Origin of the sequence: Amycolatopsis sp. M39, from assembly GCF_001651785.1 — a bacterium.
Classification (GTDB): Bacteria; Actinomycetota; Actinomycetes; order Mycobacteriales; family Pseudonocardiaceae; genus Amycolatopsis; species Amycolatopsis rubida.
On sequence record NZ_LWSF01000006.1, the window covers coordinates 147,893 to 165,042 of the forward strand.

16 protein-coding genes and 2 pseudogenes are annotated in these 17,150 nt (G+C 70.3%); 7 read left to right on the forward strand and 11 right to left on the reverse strand.

The window, feature by feature from the left end; all coding sequences use genetic code 11:
- Position 1: 1 nt before the first annotated feature.
- The 7 genes and pseudogenes from A4R44_RS17915 to A4R44_RS17940 all read right to left on the reverse strand — a co-directional run bounded on the left by A4R44_RS17915 (position 2) and on the right by A4R44_RS17940 (position 6,128).
- The gene (locus A4R44_RS17915) at positions 2-772 is read right to left on the reverse strand and encodes a CoA-transferase subunit beta (protein WP_067581518.1); all 771 of its coding nucleotides are present in this window, start codon (positions 770-772) and stop codon (positions 2-4) included.
- Positions 769-1,641, reverse strand: coding sequence for a CoA transferase subunit A (locus tag A4R44_RS17920; RefSeq protein WP_067582304.1), 873 nt, complete (start codon positions 1,639-1,641; stop codon positions 769-771). The genes A4R44_RS17915 and A4R44_RS17920 overlap by 4 nt, the downstream gene beginning before the upstream one ends.
- 153 nt (positions 1,642-1,794) lie before the next feature.
- Positions 1,795-2,106, reverse strand: a pseudogene (locus A4R44_RS50410) (VOC family protein); the annotation flags it as partial.
- Entirely contained in the window at positions 2,103-3,149 is a 1,047-nt protein-coding gene (locus tag A4R44_RS17925) for an acyl-CoA dehydrogenase family protein (RefSeq protein WP_067581522.1), read from the reverse strand. The gene A4R44_RS17925 and the pseudogene A4R44_RS50410, both read right to left, overlap by 4 nt.
- On the reverse strand, positions 3,149-4,102 hold the full coding sequence (locus tag A4R44_RS17930; protein ID WP_067581525.1) for an acyl-CoA dehydrogenase family protein: 954 nt from the start codon (positions 4,100-4,102) through the stop codon (positions 3,149-3,151). The genes A4R44_RS17925 and A4R44_RS17930 overlap by 1 nt, the downstream gene beginning before the upstream one ends.
- On the reverse strand, positions 4,099-5,253 hold the full coding sequence (locus A4R44_RS17935; protein ID WP_067581528.1) for an acyl-CoA dehydrogenase family protein: 1,155 nt from the start codon (positions 5,251-5,253) through the stop codon (positions 4,099-4,101). The genes A4R44_RS17930 and A4R44_RS17935 overlap by 4 nt, the downstream gene beginning before the upstream one ends.
- Positions 5,250-6,128 (reverse strand): enoyl-CoA hydratase, encoded by an 879-nt coding sequence (locus A4R44_RS17940; protein ID WP_067581531.1) that lies wholly within the window; start codon positions 6,126-6,128, stop codon positions 5,250-5,252. The genes A4R44_RS17935 and A4R44_RS17940 overlap by 4 nt, the downstream gene beginning before the upstream one ends.
- 96 nt (positions 6,129-6,224) lie before the next feature.
- On the opposite strand from A4R44_RS17940, the gene A4R44_RS17945 reads away from it, so the two are divergent.
- The 3 genes and pseudogenes from A4R44_RS17945 to A4R44_RS17955 all read left to right on the forward strand — a co-directional run bounded on the left by A4R44_RS17945 (position 6,225) and on the right by A4R44_RS17955 (position 9,398).
- Entirely contained in the window at positions 6,225-7,403 is a 1,179-nt protein-coding gene (locus A4R44_RS17945) for an acyl-CoA dehydrogenase family protein (protein ID WP_067581533.1), read from the forward strand.
- Positions 7,400-8,229: pseudogene (locus A4R44_RS17950) on the forward strand (SDR family oxidoreductase). The gene A4R44_RS17945 and the pseudogene A4R44_RS17950 overlap by 4 nt, the downstream one beginning before the upstream one ends.
- 17 nt (positions 8,230-8,246) lie before the next feature.
- Positions 8,247-9,398 (forward strand): acetyl-CoA C-acetyltransferase, encoded by a 1,152-nt coding sequence (locus A4R44_RS17955; protein WP_067581536.1) that lies wholly within the window; start codon positions 8,247-8,249, stop codon positions 9,396-9,398.
- Positions 9,399-9,531: 133 nt separating this feature from the next.
- Here A4R44_RS17955 and A4R44_RS49075 read toward each other — a convergent pair whose 3' ends face one another.
- The 4 genes from A4R44_RS49075 to A4R44_RS17980 all read right to left on the reverse strand — a co-directional run bounded on the left by A4R44_RS49075 (position 9,532) and on the right by A4R44_RS17980 (position 12,509).
- Positions 9,532-9,795 (reverse strand): hypothetical protein, encoded by a 264-nt coding sequence (locus A4R44_RS49075; protein ID WP_198545336.1) that lies wholly within the window; start codon positions 9,793-9,795, stop codon positions 9,532-9,534.
- Between the two features lie 399 nt (positions 9,796-10,194).
- Positions 10,195-10,626 (reverse strand): heme-binding protein, encoded by a 432-nt coding sequence (locus A4R44_RS17970; RefSeq protein WP_067581545.1) that lies wholly within the window; start codon positions 10,624-10,626, stop codon positions 10,195-10,197.
- A gap of 10 nt (positions 10,627-10,636) precedes the next feature.
- On the reverse strand, positions 10,637-11,734 hold the full coding sequence (locus A4R44_RS17975; protein ID WP_067581548.1) for a nitronate monooxygenase family protein: 1,098 nt from the start codon (positions 11,732-11,734) through the stop codon (positions 10,637-10,639).
- A gap of 16 nt (positions 11,735-11,750) precedes the next feature.
- Positions 11,751-12,509, reverse strand: a complete 759-nt coding sequence (locus A4R44_RS17980; RefSeq protein ID WP_067581551.1) for an enoyl-CoA hydratase family protein — start codon at positions 12,507-12,509, stop codon at positions 11,751-11,753.
- A 93-nt stretch (positions 12,510-12,602) separates the two neighbouring features.
- Here A4R44_RS17980 and A4R44_RS17985 point away from each other — a divergent pair, with 93 nt between their 5' ends.
- The 4 genes from A4R44_RS17985 (at position 12,603) to A4R44_RS18000 (ending at position 17,016) form a co-directional block, all read left to right on the forward strand.
- Positions 12,603-13,511, forward strand: a complete 909-nt coding sequence (locus A4R44_RS17985) for an SDR family oxidoreductase (protein WP_067581554.1) — start codon at positions 12,603-12,605, stop codon at positions 13,509-13,511.
- Positions 13,508-14,293, forward strand: coding sequence for a MaoC/PaaZ C-terminal domain-containing protein (locus A4R44_RS17990; protein ID WP_067581557.1), 786 nt, complete (start codon positions 13,508-13,510; stop codon positions 14,291-14,293). Before A4R44_RS17985 ends, A4R44_RS17990 begins: the two co-directional genes overlap by 4 nt.
- Before the next feature lie 10 nt (positions 14,294-14,303).
- Complete coding sequence (locus A4R44_RS17995) at positions 14,304-15,206, forward strand: NAD(P)-dependent oxidoreductase (RefSeq protein WP_067581560.1); 903 nt, start codon at positions 14,304-14,306, stop codon at positions 15,204-15,206.
- A gap of 193 nt (positions 15,207-15,399) precedes the next feature.
- A complete protein-coding gene (locus tag A4R44_RS18000; protein WP_067581563.1) occupies positions 15,400-17,016 on the forward strand; it encodes a class I adenylate-forming enzyme family protein in 1,617 nt (538 codons plus the stop codon).
- The last annotated feature ends 134 nt before the right edge of the window (positions 17,017-17,150 follow it).

The following is a 17,150-nucleotide window of genomic DNA, read 5'->3' on the forward strand; positions in this document are numbered from 1 at the left end:
TTCAGGACCGCGACTCCCTGACCTCCCGGTCCCGGGCGTTCTCCGGGTCGAGCACGGTGCGGATCAGGTCCAGTTCGTGCTCGTCCGGCACCCGGGACACGCCCGCGCCGCTGAAGTCCAGCTCGAAGCCGGTGTTCGCGCGCACCTCGTCCGCGGTGACGCCCGGGTGCAGCGAGCGCACCTTCAGCCGTCCGTCCTCGTCGTAGCCGAGCACGGCCAGGTCGGTCACCACGACGCCGAGGTCGTGGAACCGCAACGCCGTCGACGAGTGCGCGCGGGCCCGGTCGTTGCCGACGCCGGACACCACGTCCACCCGGTCCACGAACACCCGGCTCGAATGCCGGCTCACCCAGTAGTCGGTGCGGTGGTTGACCGTGTTGCCCGGCGCGCCGCGCATGCCGATGAGCTGGCGTTTCGGCTTTCGCCAGTCGCCGATCAGCGAGATGTTCTGGTTGCCGAACCGGTCGATCTGGCTCGCGCCCATCATCGAATGCCGCCGCCCGGTGTTGAGGATGTCGAAGATCCGCCCGAACGGGGCCCAGCCCTCGACCGTCCCGCCGGCCGCCGCGGTCTTGCCCAGCGGCGGCGGGTCGGCCATGAAGTGGCATTCTCCGTCGGACAGCACCAGTTCGGGGGAGTGGGTGAGCCGGGCCAGCCGCGCGCTGACCGCCGGGACCGTGCCGACCGCGTGGGCCAGCACCTCGCCGGAGCCGCGCCAAGCGTCCGAGCAGGCGGCGATGCAGACCTCGGCGCGGGTCGCGGGGGCACTCATGCGGTCTCCTTCTCGGTCGCGCGGTGGAAGGCGCGCACTGCTTCGTGGTAGCTGGCCTCGTCGCCGGCCAGGAAGGTCTCGCGGAAGCGCTGCCACGATTCCTCGTCCTGCGCGGACTGCGCGTAATGCCGCTGGAACGCCTCGTCGCGGCCGTAATCCGGGTCGCACGAGGTGAAGTGCGCGCCGTTCGGGGCCTCGATCACACCGTTCACGAACATCCTGCTGATCAGCAGCGACGTCGACCGCTCGGCGGCGGTGAGGTCCTCGGTGTCCACGATCTTCTCGACGCTCAGCAGCGTTTTGCCCGACGCCATCGCGAACAGGTCGTCGAAGTAGGGGTCCGGGCCGAGGAACTGGCCGTTGCCGAGGGTGTCGCTGCGGTTGAGGTGCAGCAGCGAGACGTCCGGGCGCACCGCGGGCACCGCGACATAGACGTCGTCGTCATAGGGCGACGCGACCGTCTTCAGCTCCGGGTTCATCAGCAGCACGTCGCTTTCCAGCCCGGCCCGCGTCGGCAGGAACGACAGCCGGTTGGCGCCCGCCCGGAGCGCGGCGACGAACATGCCCTCGTCGTACTCGGTCGTCTCGACCCGGCCGCCCTCGCGCGCGGCGCGGAAATGCGGGTCGAGCGGGATCGTGTCGAGCGAGACGAACCCGTAGATCACCCGGCGCACCTTGCCCGCCGCGCACAGCAGCCCGACCTCGGGCCCGCCGAAGGTGACCAGGGTGAGGTCTTCGACGTCGCTGCGCAGCAGTTCGCGCACCATCGCCATCGGCTTGCGCCGCGACCCCCATCCGCCGATCCCGACGGTCATCCCGGACCGGACGTACTCGGTGACGCCGTCCAGGGTCATGGACTTGCCGCCCATTCGTTCCTCCATTGTCGTTCCGCTCAGGCGGGCAGTCGCACCAGTTCGACGCGGACCCGGTCCGGATCGAGCACGTACACCGCGCGGCAGCCCGCCATCGGATGGCTCGTGACGATCGGCTCCGAGATCGCGGCGACCCCNGGCGACCCCGCGTCCGCGCAGCCGCTCCAGCGTCGCGTCCAGATCGGCGACGGTGATCGCGACGTGCGCGGCGCCCGCCCGCCCGTGGTCCGGGTCGATCCGCGTCGGCGACCCGTTTTCGTACTGCAGCAGCTCGACCACCGTGTCGCCGTCGTCGGCCGACACGAAGCTCTGGCGCACGATCACGCCGGGATATCCGGTGACTTCGCCGATCCGCGGGCCGCTGCGCTCGAACGGGCCTTCGACGTCGCCGCCGAGCAGATCGCGGTAGAACTCCGTCGACGCGGTGAGGTCGTGCACGGTGATTCCGACGTGGTGGATCATAGCCGCGCCCGGTGTTCGCGGGCGTCGCCGAAAAGGTGCGCCAGCGCGTGCGCGCGTTTGAAGTACAGCTGGGCGTCGTGTTCCCAGGTGATCGCGATTCCGCCGTGCAGCTGGACGGTTTCGGCCGCGACGGCGGTGAACGCCTCGCTGCACCACGATTTCGCGCAGGCCGCCTGCTGGACGAGGTTGTCGCCGTTGCTGGCCGCGAAACCGGCTGCCCAGGAGATCGAGCGCGCGGTTTCGACCTGCACCAGCATGTCCGCGACCCGGTGTTTCAACGCCTGGAACGAACCGAGCGGCCTGCCGAACTGCTCGCGTTCCTTCAGGTGCGCGACGGTCCGGTCCAAACAGGACTGCGCGCCGCCGACTTGCAGCGCGGTGCAAGCGATCGCGGCGACGGCGTGCAGCCGGGGGAGGGTTTCGGTGAAGTCGGCGGCGAGCAGCGTCGCCGGGGTGTCGCGGAATTCGACCTTGGCGAACCTCAGCGTCTGGTCGACCGCCGGGGTCGCTTCAGGCGTCGCGGAGGCTTGGAACAGCGCGGGGCGTCCGTCGGCCATCGCGACCACCAGCAGGTGCGACGCTTGCGCGCCGTCCAGCACCAGGGTCGCGGTGCCGTTCAGGGTTCCGGCTGAGGCGGCCACGTCCGAACCGTCGGTTCGATGCCGTCCGGCGCGATCCGCCCACGCGAGCGCGACGACCTCGCCCCCCGCGATCCCGGGGAGCAACTCCGGCGCGTCCGCGGCCAGTAATGCTTGTGCGGCGAGCACTCCCGACCCCAGCAGCGGTGACGGGGTCAGGCTCGCGCCCAGTTCCTCCAGCACGACATGTGTCTCGAACAGGCTGAACCCGGCCCCGCCGTACTCCTCGGGGATGGCCAGTGCCGCGACGCCGATCTGCTCGCACAACGCGGACCACAGTTCGGTGTCGTACCCGGACGGCGAGCCGATCGCCGCCCGCAGATCGGTCTTCGCGGCCCGCCGGGTGACCAGCCCGCGGACGGCGGCGGCGAGTTCCCGCTGCTCGTCGGTCAGCGCGAAGTGCATCAGCGGCCCCTCATCAGGCTCTCCAGCACCCGCGCGCGGTGCACGGCAGGGGTGCCCCAGCAGCCCACAAGCGCCCGGACGCGCAACAGCCACAGGCTCAGGTCGCATTCGAGCGTGTAGCCGATCGCGCCGTGCAACTGCAATCCGGTGCGCGCGGCGAGCTGAGCCGCGTCCGATGTGGCCACCTTCGCGGCCGAGATGGCGCGGGCGCTGGGTTCGCGCGCGGCGCCGAGCAGTAGCGGACGGGCGAAGTCGAGCGCTACCCGGACGTCTGCGGCGGCGTGCTTGAGTGCTTGGTATTCGCCGATCACGCGGCCGAACTGGCGTCGCTGGCCAAGGTAGGCGACGGTGTCGGCCAGCATCCGTTCGCCGCAGCCCAGCAGCTCCGCGGCGCAGGCGAGGCTGGCGAGATCGAGCGCTTTTTGCCGTTTTTCCGGGGAAAGCGGCTGAACCTCGGCACCGGCGGTCACCTCGAACAGGCGCCGGGAAGGATCGACCGACCGCAGCGTGCGGCCGATTTCCGCCCGGGCCAGGGAATCGCCGACCACGAAGACGTCCGTCGCGACATCAGCATCCAGCGCGTACGGAGTGTCCGGCGCGCTCGCGAAGGTCACGACCGCGTCCCCGGAAGCCAGCGCGGACAACAGCGAAGCGTCGGTGAGCAGCGCAGGCGCGGCGGCGATCGACTCGATCACCGGACCCGGCACGCCGTAGTATCCGAGCCGTCCGAATGCGACTATGAGATCGACCGGAGTCCCGCCGACGCCGCCGTGTTCCTCGGGCACGCCGAGCGCGGCGACGCCCAGTTCGGCGAGCTGTTTCCACAGCAGCAGCCCGGGTTCCGGCCGGCTGGCCGCCCAGGACCGGTTGACGCCGGGGACGTCGGCCGCGCCCAGCAGGGCGTCCAGCGCCCCGGCGAACGCGCGCTGTTCGGCGGACAGCCGGAACTTCATGCTCGTGCCTTCCCGCGGTCGCCGCGGGGGAGGCCGAGCAGCCGTTCCGCGACGATGTTGCGCTGGATTTCGTTGGTGCCGGCGTAGATCGGGCCGCCGAGGGCGAACAGGTAGTCCTCGCTCCAGCGCCCGCGCAGTTCCTGGCCCGCGCCGAGCAGGTCCAGCGCGGTTTCCTGGATGCCGAGGTCGAGCCCGGTCCAGAAGAGCTTGTTGACACTGCCCGCCGCGCCGACGTCGCCGCCGCCGCGCACGTGGTCGACGGTGTCCCAGGTGTAGAGCCGGTAGGCCTCGGCCTTGATCCAGGCGTCGGCCACGCGGTCGCGCAGGTGCGGTGCTTCCGCTCCGCGCTCGGCCCAGAGGTCCAGCAGCCGGCCCGTCGCCGCGAGGAACCGGCCCGGCGAACGCAGCGACAGGCCGCGTTCGTTGCCCGCCGTGCTCATCGCGACGCGCCAGCCGTCGCCGACCCCGCCGAGGACATCCCGGTCAGGCACGAAGACGTCGTCGAAGAAGATCTCGGCGAATCCGCAGTCGCCGTCGAGCTGGGCGATCGGCCGGACGGTGACGCCGTGCGAATCGAGCGGGAACAGGAAGTAGGTGAGGCCGCGGTGCCGTTCGGCGTCCGGATCGGAGCGGAACAGGCCGAACCCCCAGTCCGCGAACGGGGCACGGGAGCTCCAGATCTTCTGACCGCTCAGGATCCAGCCGCCGCGCTCGTCGTCGCGGACGGCGGTGCTGCGGATCCCGGCGAGGTCGCTGCCCGCCTCCGGCTCGGACCAGGCCTGCGCCCAGATCCGGGTGCCGGCGGCGGTGCGCGGAAGGTGCCGCCGGCGCTGGTCGCCGGTGCCGTGCTCGAAGATGATCGGGGCCAGCAGCGAGATGCCGTTCTGCGCGATCCGGGTCGGGGCACCGGCGAGGTAGTACTCCTCCTCGAACAGCACCCACTCGGTCAGTGTCGCGTCCCGGCCGCCGTATTCGGCGGGCCAGGCGACCACGGACCACCGGCCCTCGGCGAGTTTCGCTTCCCACTCGCGGTGCGCGCGGGCACCGTCCTCGGTGTCCATCGACGGCAGCGGGCCGGGGCTGTTCTCCGCCAGCCAGGCACGGGCCTCCGCTCGGAACTCCTCTTCCGCGGCGGTGAATTCCGGGCTCATGACTCTCCCGCGGCCTGCTTGCTGGCCTTCGCCATGGAACGCGCGTCGAGCCCGGCGAGCGAGTCGGTGTCCAGTTCGGCGTTGTGCGCGTGCGCGGCGTGGTGCAGGCCGAACACCGAGTCCATTCCGGACCGCATGCCCATCAGGTCTTCAGCCTGGTTGACGGCCTTCTTCGTGAGCGCGAGGCCCAGCTGCGGCATCTGCGCGATCCGCTCGGCGATGGCGAACGTCGCCTCTTCGAGCTCGGCGCGCGGCACGACGTGGTTGACCATGCCGAGCGCCTGCGCGCGGCCGGCCCCGAACCGGTCTCCGGTGTAGAGGAACTCCTTCGCCGCACGCGGGTTCATCACCCACGGATGCGCGAAGTACTCGACGCCCGGGATGCCCATCCGCACCACCGGGTCGGAGAAGAACGCGTCGTCGGAGGCCACGACGAAGTCGCACGACCACGCGAGCATGAGGCCGCCCGCGATGCACGCGCCCTGCACCATCGCGATCACCGGCTTGGGGATCTCCCGCCACCGGCGGCACATGCCGAGGTAGACCTCCGACTCGCGGGCGAACCGCGCATCGACGCCCGCCCGGTCGGTGTGGTCCCACCAGATGACCGCTTTGCGCTCGAAGCTCTGGTCGATGTCGCGGCCCGGAGTGCCGATGTCGTGCCCCGCGCAGAAGTGCTTGCCGTTGCCCGCCAGCACGATCGCCTTGACGTCCGGATCGTCCACCGCCTTGGCGAACGCGGCGTCCAGCGCGTAGGTCATCTTCGAGTTCTGGGCGTTGCGGTACTGCGGCCGGTTCAGCGTGACGACCGCGACCGGACCGCGCACCTCGTACGTCACGACCTGCTCGTCGGTGCTTTCTTCGGTTCCGCTCAACGCGCATCACTCCTTCTCGGTTCGGCGGCGATGCTACCAAACAAGTGCTTGGTTTGGTAGCGTGGCCGGACCGGCACCGGCGGACCAGGAGGACGGGTGGATCTTCGCTACACCCCCGAGGACGAGCAGTTCCGCGCCGGCGTGCGCGAGTGGCTCGGCGACCACCTCGCGGGCGAGTTCGCCGCGCTGAAGGGCCTCGGCGGATCCGGGCGCGAGCACGAGGCGCCGCGGGAGCGGCAGGCGTGGAACCAGCATCTGGCCGCGCACGGCTGGACGTGCCTCGGCTGGCCGGTCGAGTACGGCGGGCGCGGGCTGAGCCTGCTGCGGCAGGTGATCTTCCACGAGGAGTACGCGCGGTCGAACGCGCCGGCGCGGGTGAATCACCTCGGCGAAGAACTGCTCGGGCCCACCTTGATCGCGCACGGCACGGATGAGCAGCGGCGACGGTTCCTGCCGGGCATTGCCGGCGTCACCGAGCTGTGGTGCCAGGGCTATTCGGAGCCTGGCGCCGGGTCGGATCTGGCCGGGGTGCGGACGCGGGCCCGGCCGGCGGGCGGCGAGTGGGTGATCGACGGGCAGAAGATCTGGACGTCGCTCGCTCAGCACGCGCAGTGGTGTTTCGCGGTGGTGCGGACCGAGCCGGGGTCTCGGCGGCACGCGGGGCTGTCTTATCTGCTGGTGCCGATGGATCAGCCCGGGGTCGAGGTGCGGCCGATCCGGCAGCTGACCGGGACCAGCGAGTTCAACGAGGTCTTCTTCGACGGGGCGCGGACCGAGGAGTCGCTGGTCGTGGGCGAGCCCGGGGACGGGTGGCGGGTCGCGATGGCGACGCTCGGGTTCGAGCGCGGGGTGTCGACGATCGGGCAGCAGGTCGGGTTTGCCCGGGAGCTGGCCGGCGTTGTCGCTGCTGCGCGAGCGAACGGGCGTTATGACGATCCGGTGGTGCGGGATCGGCTGGCGCGGGCTGCTGTCGGCCTCGAAGTGCTGCGAGTGCACGCGTTGCGGACGTTGAGTGCGTACGAGGCCGGGTCGCAGGGGCCGGAGGCTTCGGTCTCGAAGCTGTTGTGGGCCCGGTGGCATCGGGAGCTGGGGGAGCTGGCGATGGAGGTCCGCGGGGGTTCGGCGTTGACTGCCGCCGGCTCTTATGACCTTGATGCGCAGCAGACGCTCTTCTTGTTCAGCCGGGCCGACACCATTTACGGCGGCTCGGACGAAATCCAGCGCAATATCATCGCCGAGCGCGTGCTCGGCCTGCCCAGGGAGCCGCGACCGTGAGCGTTGAACCGGAACAGCCCGCGCCCGACTACGTGCCCGGGCACGGGTTGCTCGCCGAGCGCGTGGTCGTCGTGACCGCCGCGGCGGGCGCGGGCATCGGCGCGGCGGTTGCCCGGCGGTGCCTGGAGGAGGGCGCCCGGGCGGTCGTGATCGGGGATGCCCATGAGCGGCGGCTTGCCGAGGCGGCTGCCGGCCTGGGGGCGGAGTTCGGCGCCGGGCGGGTCGCGTCGGTGGTGTGCGATGTGACCAGGGAGGAGCAGGTCGCTGCCTTGCTGGAGGCTGCCGAGCCGTTCGGCGGGGTCGAGGTGATGGTGAACAACGCCGGGCTCGGGGGCACGGCTTCGATCACCGAGATGACTGACGAGCAGTGGTCGTCGGTGCTGGATGTGACGCTTACCGGGACTTTCCGGTGTATCCGGGCGGCTTCCCGGCGGATGATCGCTCGCGGTTGTCGCGGGGTGATCGTGAACAACGCTTCGGTGATCGGCTGGCGGGCGCAGGAGGGGCAGGCGCATTACGCGGCGGCCAAGGCCGGGGGGATGGCGCTGACCNGGCCAAGGCCGGGGTGATGGCGCTGACCCGGTCGGCGGCGATGGATCTGGCTCCGTCCGGGATCCGGGTCAACGCGGTGTCGCCCAGCCTGGCGATGCATCCGTTCCTGGAGAAGGTCACCACCGCTGAGCTGCTGACCGAACTGAAGGGGCGCGAGGCGTTCGGGCGGGCCGCGGAACCCTGGGAAGTCGCCAATGTGATGGTGTTCCTCGCTAGTGCTTATTCGTCTTATCTCACTGGTGAAGTCGTCTCGGTGAGCAGTCAGCATCCCTGATCCTGCTGGAGGATTTCGTGCCTGAGGCATATGTGGTGGACGCGGTTCGCACTCCGGTGGGACGGCGCGGCGGTTCGCTGGCCGGAGTGCATTCCGCCGATCTGGGGGCGCATGCGATCCGCGCGCTTGTCGAGCGGACGGGGATTGACCCCGGTGCGGTGGACGATGTCGTGTTCGGGTGTTGCGACACGATCGGGTCGCAGGCGGGGGATGTCGCCCGGACTGCTTGGCTGGTCGCCGGGCTGCCGGACCATGTGCCCGGGGTGACTGTTGATCGGCAGTGCGGGTCCAGCCAGCAGGCGGTGCACTTCGCGGCGCAGGGAGTGATGTCGGGGACAGCGGATCTGGTCGTGGCCGGGGGAGTGCAGAACATGTCTGCTATTCCGATTTCTTCGGCCATGGTGGTGGGGCAGCAGTTCGGGTTCAGCACGCCCTTCGCGGAGTCGCCCGGGTGGGTGGCTCGGTATGGGGATCAGGAGGTTTCGCAGTTTCGGTCGGCGCGGATGATTGCGGAGAAGTGGGGGCTTTCCCGGGCTGCGCTGGAGGAGTTCGCGTTGGAGAGTCATCGGCGGGCGTTGGCGGCCATCGACGCCGGGCGGTTCTCGCAGGAGATCTCACCGGTAGGCGAGTTCTCCGTGGACGAAGGTCCGCGCCGGGACACGACTCCGGAGAAGATGGCCGGGCTCAAGCCTCTTGAAGAGGGCAGTCCGATTACGGCGGCGGTGGCTTCGCAGATCAGTGATGGTGCGGGGGCGTTGCTGATTGCTTCGGAGAAGGCAGTCCGGGAGCACGGTTTGACGCCGCGGGCGCGGGTGCGTCACATCAGCGTTTACGGGGCGGATCCGGTGTGGATGCTGACCGCCCCGATTCCAGCTACTCAACGGGCGTTCGAGAAGACCGGGATGTCCGTGGCCGACATCGACCTGTTCGAGTGCAACGAAGCGTTCGCGCCGGTCGTTCTGGCGTGGATGCGGGAACTCGGCGTCCCGCACGAGAAAGTCAACGTGAACGGCGGCGGGATCGCGCTGGGGCATCCGATCGGTGCTACCGGGGCACGGTTGATGACTACGTTGGTGCATGAACTGGAGCGGAGCGGGGGGCGGTACGGGCTGCAGGTAATGTGCGAAGGCGGCGGTCAGGCGAACGTGACTGTCCTGGAACGGCTTTGACCCCTCGCGAGGCCGGTCGCGCACAGTTCTTCGGCGGGTTGCGCGCAGCTGATGCCAGGTGCCGCAGTGCCTTCGCGGTGGCTTTGGCTTCCTTGGCGACCACGGGATACTGCGGACCGCCGACCGTTCGCGCTCAGCCGGCGGCGATGGCGGCAGCCGCGTCCAGACCGAGCGACGCCAGGCAACCGGCGGCATTCGCGAGCCGCCGGGCACCGGCCCGGACCGCGAAGTACGCCAGGTGCTCGCGGACGCCGCCGGTAACCCGGCCTCGATCCGTTCGGCGAGCCGTTCCCTCGCTTCCGCCCCGCCCAGCGAGCCAGACGGAACCTCCGCGCCGGAGCACCCGGTCGGCCATCCCGCCGCTGCGGGGCAGTGACCTGCGCAGCGCGTAGGGCACGGAGGTATTTGTCCCGCGAGGCAACGCCGGACCGCGTGGTGGTCACCGAAATCGCCCGGAATGCCGGGCTGGCAGAGCAGCAGTCCCTTGTCGAGCGGCCCGGCGAGCACCGGTCCTTCGACAGGACCGCGGTCAGCCGCGCCTTCGCCGCGCGACAGGTTCGGCCGAGCGCCTCGACAGCCGCGTCCACGTCGCTCTCCGGCGTCCAGCGAAGGGATCGAACGGCGGCAGCGCGCCCCTGATCAGCCCGAACCCGAAAGGCGATCCGGTGCGCACCTCGATCACTTCCGGCGGCGGCGCGTCCTTGCCGAAAATCATCGGCGGGGCAGTGGCGAAGCAGTACGGACCGGAGCGGGGCAGGCGATCATGCCGGGCGGCAAAGCGGAATTCGCGGGGCGCTCAGCCCGCGCGGTGCTCGTGCCACCGGTCCGCGGCGGTCTGGACGGCTTCCTCGTCCTCTTTCGCATGCGCGCCGGAAGCTCCGGCCGCGCCGAGGACCACGTCGTGGTCGGTGATCAGGACACCTCCGGCGTACGGGACGAAGTCGCCGCCGTACAGGTGCTGAATGCTGTCGACGATCGGGCCCGGGAGCTGGAGCTGACCGGACGGCAGCAGCGACAGCAGCGCGGTGCGCGCCTTCGCCACCGCGATCCGGCTGGTCATCGGCATGCCGCCGTCCGCCCGGCGCAACGCGATCACCGATCCGCTCACGTCGAGGACCGCGACCGCCAGCGGCGGCCAGCCCCGCTCGCCGCCGGTTTCGAGCGCGGCGGCGACCAGCCAGTCGGCGTCCGCGAGGGTCAGGCCGGGGAGCCGGGGAGTCTCTGCCATGGTCGCGAACCTATGCCTGGAGCGAGTCCGGGGGCAATCCGCTATTCTGCATCGCGGCCGTTGCTTTCAGTCGTTCCTGTGCGCTTTCGGCGATCCGAGCCACTAGTTCCGCGCAGCTGGGCAAGTCCTCGATCACTCCGACGACCTGTCCGGCCGCCAGCATCCCGGCTCGCGTGTCGCCCTCCACCAGACCGGCTTTGAGCAGCATGGGGGTGTTCGCGGCCAGCATCGTTTGGGTCCACGAGCGGTCGCTGCCGCGTTTCATGCGCACACCGTCGGCGACGAGCGACGGCCAGGACTGGCCGCTCGACCGCTTGAAGTCTCGGGTTCGACGCAGTGTCCGGGCCATGCGCTGCACGAAGCCTTCCTTCGTGAGGCCCTCGATGAACGGGGTGCGCAGCAGGCGGTGCGGCATGCCGTCGGCCTTGGTGGTGACGACGGTGCCGTCCAGGCCGAAGCCCAGGTAGGTGCGTTTGATTTCATCCGGTACTGCGCTGTCGCTGGTGAGCAAGAAGCGTGTGCCCATACCGATCCCAGCGGCGCCGTAGGAGAGTGCGGCGGCCAGGCCACGGCCGTCGAAGAAGCCTCCGGCGGCGACTACCGGGATGTCGACTGCGTCCAGTACGGCGGGCAGCAGCAGAGTAGTGGCGGTCGGACCGGTGTGGCCGCCGCCCTCGCCGCCCTGCATCATCACCAGATCCGCGCCCCACGAGGCGACTTTTTCGGCATGTCGTGCGGCGCCGACGGTGGGCATTACGACCAGCCCGTGGTCCTTCAGCCGAGCGATCAGGTCTTTTTGGGGAGCCAGAGCGAAAGACGCCACCTTGACGTCGTGGCGGATCAGCAGTTCCGCGCGTTCGCCCGCGTCGCCCGCGTCGGCGCGGAGGTTCACGCCGAAGGGCTTGTCCGTGCGTTGTTTGACTTCTTTGATGGCGTGGTCGAGCTCGTCGTNCTCGTCGTAGGTCATCGTCGCGGAGGCGAGGATGCCCAGTGCGCCGGCGTTGGCTGTCGCGGAGACCAGGCGCGGGCCGGCGACCCAGCCCATGCCGGTTTGCACGATCGGGTGGGTTACGCCGGTGAGTTCGGTGAGCGGGGTGCGGAGAGGCACGGGTCTCCTCGGCAGGTCAGTCGTTCAGCGGGCGGCCGGTGGCGACGAAGGCGTCGCGGTGTTCGTCGGCGGCTCCGATGAGGTTGAGTTCGAAGGTGTAGCCCTGTTCGTAACGGTAGCTGCGGTTGACGTCGATCGGGTCGATGCCGTTCAGCGCGGCTTTGGCGGCCCGGATGACGCGCGGGTCCTTCGCGGCTACCTCGCCGGCGAGGGCGAGTGCGGCGTCGTGCAGGTCGGCGGCGGGCACGGTTTCCAGTACCGAGCCGTGCTGGACCAGGTCTTTCGCCGCGATGGTGCGGCTGGTGAAGTACAGCGTGCGCATCAGGTGCTGGGGGACCAGGCGGGCAAGGTGCGTGGCCGCGCCCAGCGCGCCGCGGTCTACCTCGGGGACGCCGAAGTACGCGTCGTCGGCGGCGATGATCGTGTCGCAGTTGCCGGCCAGGCCGACGCCGCCGCCCAGGCAGAAGCCGTTCACCGCGGCGATCACCGGGACGGCGCATTCGTAGATCGCCTTGAAGGCCAGGTAACAGCCGCGGTTCGCGCCGACGAGGGCGTCGAAACCGGTGGTGCGCTGCATTTCCTTGATGTCGACGCCCGCGTTGAAGCCGCGTCCCTCGGCCCTGAGCAGGACGACGTGCACCGCCGGGTCCTCGCCGGCCTCCCGGACCGTTTCGGCGAGGCGGAACCATCCGGCGACCGGCAGGGCGTTCACCGGCGGGTAGTCCGTGGTGACCACGAAGGTGCCGTTGTCGTGGAGCTGCGTGGAAATCGTCACGTGCGTTCCTAACCTAGCGATTGCTTGGTAGCCTAACACTTGCTTGGTTTACGGGGAACTGCCTCGCCTGCCGGTCGACGAAACGGAGATGATGTGAGCGGGATTGTGGAGGGCCGGGTCGCGATCGTGACCGGGGCAGGCCGCGGGCTCGGCCGCGAGCACGCGCTGGAGCTCGCCCGCCAGGGCGCGAGCGTCGTGGTCAACGACCTCGGCACGTCGGGTGCGGGCGAAGGCGCGTCCGACGGTCCGGCCGGCGAAGTGGTCGAGGCGATCCGCGCGCTGGGCGGCGAAGCGGTGGCCAACGGCGCCGACGTCGCGGACTTCGCGGCGGCGGAAGCGTTGGTGCGGCAGGCGGTCGACGCGTTCGGCGGGCTGGACATCGTGGTGAACAACGCGGGCTTCGTGCGCGACCGGATGATCGTGACCACCAGCGAGCAGGAGTGGGACGCGGTCGTCGCGGTCCACCTCAAGGGGCACTTCGCGTTGATGCACCACGCTGCGGGTTACTGGCGCGCGGAGGCGAAAGCCGGGCGAACGCGGGCGGCGCGGATCGTCAACACCACTTCCGGGGCGGGGCTGCAGGGCAGCATCGGCCAGGGCAGCTACAGCGCCGCCAAAGCCGGGATCGCCGCGTTGACGCTGGTCGGAGCGGCGGAACTCGGCCGGTACGGCATCACGGTGAACGCGCTGGCCCCGGCCGCGCGCACCCGGATGACCGAGGGTCCGTTCGCGGCGCAGATGGCCACGCCGGACGACGGGTTCGACGCGATGCACCCGGGCAACGTGTCGCCGATCGTCGCGTGGCTCGCCAGCGAGGAGGCCGCGGACGTCACCGGCCGCGTGATCGAGGTCGGGGGCGGCCGGATCTGCGTGGAGAACGGCTGGAGCCACGGCCCGTCCCGCGAACTGGACCGTCGCTGGACAGCCGGCGAAGTCGGCCCGGCGGTGCGTGAACTGCTGAAGGAAGCGCCCGCGCCCGAACCGGTTTACGGAGCGCAGTGAACAGCCCCGCGGATTGGAAGGGTCGGGTCCTCGGCGAACGCACGGTCGCCTATACCGACCGTGATCCGATCCTCTACGCACTCGCCATCGGCGCCCGGCCGGACGAACTCGACTTGGTGTTCGAGGACCGGCTTCGGGTGCTGCCGCCGTTCGCGCTGACACTCGCCCAATGGGCCCCGGACGTCCTCGGCTCGGCCGGTGCGTTCGAGGTCGGCAACGCGGTGCACGGTTCGCAACGGTTGCAAGTTCTGAAGCCATTGCCGCTCGCGGGCGAGATTTCCATGCAGGCCCGGGTCACGGAGGTATGGGACAAAGGCAGTGCCGCGGTGTACGACGTGGCCGTCGAATCGGACTGCTTCGTCGCGACATGGTCGTTGTTCTGCCCCGGTATCGGCGGGTTCGGCGGCGAACGCGGCCCCGGGCGTCCGTCTGCTTTGGACAGTCCGGATTGGACTGTTCCACTGTCCACCGCGGCCAACCAAGCCCTGCTCTACCGGTTGCTCGGGGACCGGCACCACATCCACGTCGACCCCGCGGCGGCGGCCGGAATCGGCCAGCCGCGCCCGATCCTGCACGGTTTGGCCACCCTCGGCGCGGGCGCGCTGGTCGCCGCCCGGCAGGTCGGCGCGCACCCGGCGGACCTGACGTCGCTGGAAGGCCGGTTCGCCGCTCCGGTGTTCCCCGGCGAGGAATTGCGGGTCGAAGGCTGGTCCGGCGGCGGACTGCGGATCACCTCGGAACGCGGCCCGGTGGTCGACGGCGGGCGAGTCCACTTCGGATAGAGGAATGCGCATGAAGGTCTTGGTCATCGGCGGCACCGGCATGATCGGCGCGAACACCGCCGTGCACTTGAGCGGCTCCGGGCACGCCGTCACGGTCGCCGGACGACACGAACCCGACGCCGATTCGCTGGTGGCGGGCCTGCCGGTGCTGCTCGGCGACTACGCCCACGGCGGTTTCGACGAGGCTGCGCTGGCACCGTTCGACGCCGTCGTCTTCGCGGCCGGACAAGACATCCGGCATGTTTCCGGCTGGGGCGACGAGGAGTTCTGGCGGACGTACCAAATCGAGGGCGTCACCGCGATCGCGGCGCGCGCGAAACGCGCTGGTGTCGGACGTTTCGTCCAGATCGGCAGTTACTACCACCAGGTCCGGCCGGATCTCGCGGAAACGAACCCGTACGTCGACGCGCGCCGCCTCGCCGACGAAGGAGCGCGAGCCCTCGCCGGGGACGGGTTCACGGTGTGCACGCTGAACCCGCCGTCGATCGTCGGCATGGCACCCGGCCGGTCGACGCGGCAGTTCGCGAAAATGCTGGCGTGGGCTGAGGGGGAGCTGGCCGGGAAGGTGCCGGACTTCGCGCCGGCCGGCGGGACGAACTACCTGTCCGTGCGGAGCCTGGCCGAAGCGGTCGAGGGTGCTCTGCTGCGCGGGGAATCCGGTGCGGCGTACCTGGTGGGCGACGAAAACCTCAGCTTCCGAGACTACTTCCAGCTGATCTTCGACGTCTCGGGCTCGGGCCGGGTCCTGGAAGAGCGCGACGAGGAGCACCCGTTCCTGCCCGACCGGGTTTTGGTCCCGGGGAGGGGCGCGACGATCGCGTACGAACCGGACGCCCGGGAGACGGAGCTGCTCGGGTATCGCCGCCGGGACGTCCGGGCGATGCTGGAGGAGATGGCTGCGGTCGTGCGGTGACGTCTCCGTGTCGTCGAGCCCCGCGATGTCACTGACCGCAAACGTTTTCCTCGGATCGCCCCCTGCGAGCCCGCCGACATCGCGTCGGCCGCGGTGTTCCTGGCCGGCGCCGAGGCGGGCTGGGTGAGCGGGCAGTGCTGGAACGTCGACGGCGGGCAGCTGACGATCCGATGATCACCACGGGAGGCGACCGATGACCGATCGGGACGACATCATCGCGCGGCTGACCGCGCCGGGCGCGGAGTTCGAGATCCGGCCGGAGCCGGTCGCGGGCCGTCCGGCGAGGGTGTTCGCGCGCCGGCACCGGTGCCTGACCGCATTGCTGGAGGCCTCGCGCGAGTTCGGCGATCGCGAGTATCTGGTCACTGTGGACAATCGGCTCACCTTTGCCGAGCACTACCACCAGGTCGCCGCGCTCGCCGCGGCGTTGCGGACCGAATACGGGGTCGGCAGCGGGGACCGGGTCGCGTTGTGCGCGGCGAACTGCCCGGAGTGGATAGTGGGATTCTGGGCGGCGGTGTCGCTCGGTGCGATCGCGGTCGGGATGAACTCGATGTGGGCCGGGCCGGAGGTCGCGCACGGCCTCGACCTGACCACGCCGAAGGCCGTGCTGACCGACACCGCCCGGAAGCCGCTGGTCGCGGACCGGTATCCGGTGCTGGAACTCGGCAGCCCGGAATACCGGGAACTCCTCGGCCGGCACGAAGGCGCGCGGCTGAAACCGGGGCCGGTCGACGAGGACGACCCCGCGGTCATCCTTTTCACCAGCGGGACTTCCGGTCGTCCGAAGGGTGCGACGCACTCGCACCGCAATGTGCTCGCCGCGGTCTGGTTCCACCTGTTCAACGACGCGCTGGCGGCGGAATTCGGCCGTCCGGCACGGGATCGCCGATTCCTGCTGGCCACCCCGTTGTTCCACATCGCCGCCCTGCACAACCTCGCCGTCGTGCGGCTCGCGGTGGGCGATACCGCCGTGCTGTACCAGGGGAAATTCGACATCCACCGGGTGCTGGACCTCGTGCAGGCCGAGCGGGTCACCAACTGGGGCGCGGTCCCGACGATGCTGTCCCGCCTGGTCGAAGCCGATCTCTCCGGCTACGACCTCAGCACGCTCAAGACGGTCTCGGTCAGCAGCGCGCCGTCGACCGCCGAGCTGAAAGACCAGCTGCGGGGCGCGTTGCCGGGCGCGGCCGCCTCGCTGAGCACGAACTACGGCCTGACCGAATCGTCCACCGCGGCCACCCTCGCGACCCCCGCCGAACTCCTCGCCGACCCGGACACCGCGGGCAGGCCGGTGCCGAACATGGAAGTGCGGATCCGCGACACCGAAGGCCGCCCGGTCCCGGACGGCGCCGACGGCGAGATCCACCTCCGCGGCCCCCAGGTGATGCTCGGCTACTTCAACGACCCGGCCGCGACCGCCGCCGCGTTCACCGACGACGGCTGGTTCCGGACCGGCGACCTCGGCCAGCTGCGCGACGGTGCGCTGTTCGTGCTGAGCAGGCGCAGCGACCTGATCCTGCGCGGGGCGGAGAACATCTACCCGGCGGAGGTGGAGGAACAGCTCGCCGGACATCCCGGGGTCGCCGAGTGCATTGTGGCCGGGCTGCCGGATTCGGATTACGGCCAGATTGTCGCGGCGAAGGTGGTGCTTCGCGCGGAGTCCGAAGTGGACGCTGAGGAGCTGCGCGGCTATCTCGGCGGCCGGCTCGCCCGGTACAAGGTGCCGACGGCCTGGTTCCTGACCCGGGACCCGTTGCCGCGCAACGCGACGGGGAAGGTAGTGCGGCGGTGGGTGCGGTGGGAGTAGGGGGTCGTGCGTGTTGATCCCGCTTCTCACCGTGGTCAACACGCACGAGCCACCCACCCACCGGGACTCTCCCTTGCCCGCGCCACGCTCCTGCCTTCCTGGCAAACGCTTGCTCAAGGAGGAGTGATGACCGG